The organism is Kitasatospora sp. NPDC056783 (assembly GCF_042789895.1).
Taxonomy (GTDB): Bacteria; Actinomycetota; Actinomycetes; order Streptomycetales; family Streptomycetaceae; genus Kitasatospora.
In genome coordinates, this window is the sequence record NZ_JBHUAF010000566.1 from 1 (window position 1) to 3853 (window position 3853).

Consider the following 3853-nt stretch of genomic DNA (forward strand, 5'->3'; position numbering starts at 1 on the left):
ACGCCCCCTCGGCTCAGGCCGTGTCTCACCATGAGACGCGGCCTAACCCGCCGCCCAGGCCAGCGCGGTGGTCATCACCCGGAACGCCCCGAAGTGCGCGGCGCCCGGTTCGAGGAACAACTCGGCGCCCGGGATGCGGTCGGCCAGCCAGCGGGAGTGGTCGACCGGCGAGAACTGGTCGTCCGCGCCGTGCCAGAGCCAGGTCGGCACCCGGATCGACCCGATGTCGAACCCCCAGTCGGCGGTGAAGGCCAGCACGTCGTCGATCCAGCCGTCCGCGCCGTGCCGGAACGCCTCCCGGTAGTTGCTCTGGAGCATCCGCCGCAGCCCGCTGTCCGCCACCACCTCCCGGTCGGCGGGCGAGAGTTCGGTGCGCAGCCCGTTCAGCAGCCGGACCGGGTCGTCCTTGATCTGCCGGGAGCGGAACTCCATCGCGTCGGCGATCCGGCCGTGCCCGCGCTCCGCCTCCTGGTACGCCCGGACGTTGGACGGGGTCATCCCCGCGTACCAGTCCAGCCCGGCCGCGTCGCGCGGTGCGAGGCCGACCAGCACCGCCACCCGGCCGACCCGCTCCGGCAGCAGCGCCGCGCAGGCCAGCGCGTGCGGGCCGCCGCCGGAGCGGCCGAGCACCGCGAAGCCCTCCAGCCCGAACGCGTCCGCGATGGTCCGCACGTCCTCGGCCGCCGCGCTCACCCGGCGGCCGAACAGCCGGGTCGAGTCGCCGTAACCGGGCCGGTCGTACGAGATCAGCCGGACGCCCAGCCGGTACAGCACGGTGCTCCGCGGGTGCGGGCCGACCCTGCTGCCCGGCATGCCGTGCAGCAGGAACACCGGACGGCCGCGCGGGTCGCCGAGGGTCTCGACGGCGAGGGAACGGCCGTCCGCCGCTGTGACCATCCGTAACGACACCTGCGGCCTCCTCAGGGCTCCGGGTCGGTGGCGTGCTCCCGGTCGGTGGTGGTGCGCACCTCCCGGCGGGCCTGCCAGGTGGTGTGCTCGCGGGAGATCGCGTCCTCGGCGTCCCGGGCCAGGCGGGCCCAGGTCTCCTCGGCCTCCATCGACTCCAGGTCCAGCCGGGCGAGTTGGTGCTGGATCTGCGCCAGCTCCTCGGCGGCCAGGGCGTACGCGGCGGCCAGCGGCCGGTACTGGCGCAGCTGCGCCCAGGCGGTGACCGAGGCGGCCACCGCCGAGACGGTGCCCAGCGCGTCGTAGCCGAACGCGCCGAGCGCCCGCAGCAGGGCCAGCACCAGACCGAGCGCGGGCAGCAGCACGCCCAGCAGCCCGGCCCAGTGCCCGGTGCGGGCGCAGTAGCGGGCCTTGGCGCGGTACCAGTCGTGCTGCAGCTGGATCCGCTCGGCCAGGTACACCTCGCGGCGCACCGCGAGCGGCTGCCCGCGCAGGTCGTGCATCGCCGGGGTGATCCCCGCCCCGCTCTCCGGGACGGCCACCGGGCCGCCCCGGAACGCGCCCAGCACCCGGGCGAGTTGGAAGCCGTACAGGCCCTCGGCGTCCGGCAGGGCGCGCGGCGGAGGCTGGTAGGCGTCGGCCCGGACGGCGTACTTCCAGGCCAGCGTCTTCACCGACTCGGCGGCGGCCCGGCCCTCGTACCAGAGGCCCTGCGGGTTCTGCCGGCTGATCACCACCGCCAGCGCGATCGCGCCGAGGTAGGCCACCGCCGCCGCCCAGGCCCAGGACTCGCCGTCGGCCGAACCGGTCGCCGCGGCGACCACCAGGAGGATCAGCTCCCAGGCGGAGAGCAGCACCGAGCGCCGCTGCCCGCGCAGCGAGGCCGCGTCGGCGGCCCAGAAGAACTCGGGGAGCAGCTCCCGCTCCCGTACCCACCCGGTCCGTCCCGCAACAGACGCCATGTTCGGCCCCCACCAGTCGCTCCGGTCGCACCGCCCTCCTGCCCCGGGCGGCTCGCCGGTACGCCTGGTGACGGCCGGGGCGGCCGGATGTGGCCGGGAAGTCCCGTGGTTTGTCCGGTACTCCCCGTGTCCGCTCCGGCACCGAGCGTGCGGGGTGCTGGTGGGGGCGCGCGCCGGCCGGCGGTGTGCGCGGGTGGTGCGGCAGGCCCCGGTCAGAAGGTGTAGAAGACCCGCTCGGCGTTCTCGGCCATCTGCTTGGCGTTCCACTCGGTGCCGCCCGGGACGTTGCCGGAGCGGAACAGCGGCGGCGCGGGACACTCCCCGGTGGCCGCCCGGTCGGCCAGCCGGCCGACCGCCGAGGCGACCACGGCCTGCATCAGCGCGCTGGTCACGATGGTAGAGACCGGGCCGAAGGTGGTCTCGGCGCCCGGGTGCGTCAGCTCACCGTCACCGACCGCGATCTTGCTGTCCAGCACCACGTCGCAGTGGTCCTTGAGGTACGTACCGGTCGGGTGCGCCGAGGGCACCTCCTGCGGGTACGCCAGCGAGGTCACCCCGATCACCTTGAGGCCGCGGTCCCGGGCGTAGCGGGCCAGCTCGACCGGCATCACCTGACGGCCGGAGAGCGAGATCAGGAACAGCAGGTCCCCGGTGGTCGCCGGGGTCAGGTCCAGGGTCGCCGTCGCCAGCCCGGAGACCCGCTCCAGCGCGCTGGACAGCGGCGCGGGCATCACCGTCACCCCGGCCATCCCGGGGACGTTCAGCAGGTTGATCGGGACCAGCCCGCCGGCCCGGTAGACCACGTCCTGGGCCGGCAGCGCCGAGTGCCCGGCACCGAAGGTGAACACCCGGCGACCCTCGGTCATCGCCTCCGCCAGCAGCGCGGCGGCGGCCTCGATGGTGTCGGCCTCCTCCTCCCGGACCCGCTGGAGGTGGGCGATCGCGGCGTCGAAGTACCTGCCGACCAGGTCGTTCATCTGGTGCCTTCGCTCTCTGCCGGTGGGGGAGCCGGCCGGGTGGGGTGGTCCGGGTGGTCCAGACCGCCGGTGGGAGAAAGCTTCGGCGAGCACGGTCGCGCCCCGGCGGCACCGTTGTCAACAGTAAGGAAAACGGCCCCCCGGAGCCCCGGCGCGGGCCCGGTTGCCGGTCCGGTGCGTCAGAATTGGCGATGAGGACACCGAAGAACGGAGCCGGCGACGATGTCTGGGCTGATCGACACCACTGAGATGTACCTTCGCACCATCCTGGAGCTGGAGGAGGAGGGCATCGTCCCGATGCGCGCCCGGATCGCGGAGCGCCTGGAACAGAGCGGCCCCACCGTCAGTCAGACGGTCGGCCGGATGGAACGCGACGGGCTGCTCCAGGTCGCCGGCGACCGCCACCTCGAACTGACCGAGGAGGGCCGCCGGCTCGCGGTGCGCGTGATGCGCAAGCACCGCATCGCCGAGTGCCTGCTCGTCGACGTGATCGGCCTGGAGTGGGAGCAGGTGCACGAGGAGGCCTGCCGCTGGGAGCACGTGATGAGCGAGACGGTCGAGCGCAAGGTGCTCGCCATGCTCGGCCACCCCACCCAGTCCCCGTACGGCAACCCGATCCCGGGCCTGGACGAGCTGGGCGACACCAAGGCCGAGGGCGAGGGCTTCGACGCCGGGCTCGTCCCGCTGGACACCGTCAAGCCGGGCGACGGCGGGGCCGACGTGGTGGTCCGTCGGATCGGCGAGCCGATCCAGACGGACAGCGCGCTGATGAGCACCCTGCGCCGGGCCGGGGTCCGGCCGGGCTCGACGGTCAAGGTGAGCGCCGGCGTCGGCGGTGTGCTGGTCGGCACCGGGGACAACGCGGCGGAGCTGGGCAAGGACATCGCCCAGCACGTCTTCGTCGCCCAGGCCTGAGGCCGCGCCGCGTCGGCGCCGCGCGAGTCGGTACGGCGGAGGGCGGCGGACGGCGGCTGAGGGCGAAAGGGGCCCGCTGCTCCCCGTGCAGCC

Annotated in this window: 4 protein-coding genes; 1 reads left to right on the forward strand and 3 read right to left on the reverse strand. The window is 74.4% G+C overall.

Going from position 1 to position 3853, the window contains the following annotated elements; translation table 11 throughout:
* Positions 1–42: 42 nt before the first annotated feature.
* The 3 genes from ACFRMQ_RS39130 to ACFRMQ_RS39140 all read right to left on the reverse strand — a co-directional run bounded on the left by ACFRMQ_RS39130 (position 43) and on the right by ACFRMQ_RS39140 (position 2845).
* Positions 43–897, reverse strand: coding sequence for an alpha/beta fold hydrolase (locus ACFRMQ_RS39130; protein WP_380735657.1), 855 nt, complete (start codon positions 895–897; stop codon positions 43–45).
* A gap of 23 nt (positions 898–920) precedes the next feature.
* Positions 921–1868 carry a DUF4231 domain-containing protein gene (locus tag ACFRMQ_RS39135; protein ID WP_380735658.1) on the reverse strand — a complete coding sequence of 316 codons (948 nt, stop codon included), beginning with the start codon at positions 1866–1868 and terminating at the stop codon, positions 921–923.
* 212 nt (positions 1869–2080) lie between these two features.
* The gene (locus tag ACFRMQ_RS39140; RefSeq protein WP_380735659.1) at positions 2081–2845 is read right to left on the reverse strand and encodes a sugar isomerase domain-containing protein; all 765 of its coding nucleotides are present in this window, start codon (positions 2843–2845) and stop codon (positions 2081–2083) included.
* A 222-nt stretch (positions 2846–3067) separates the two neighbouring features.
* Here ACFRMQ_RS39140 and ACFRMQ_RS39145 point away from each other — a divergent pair, with 222 nt between their 5' ends.
* Positions 3068–3760: a metal-dependent transcriptional regulator gene (locus ACFRMQ_RS39145; RefSeq protein WP_380735660.1), complete on the forward strand. Its 693-nt coding sequence runs from the start codon at positions 3068–3070 to the stop codon at positions 3758–3760.
* The last annotated feature ends 93 nt before the right edge of the window (positions 3761–3853 follow it).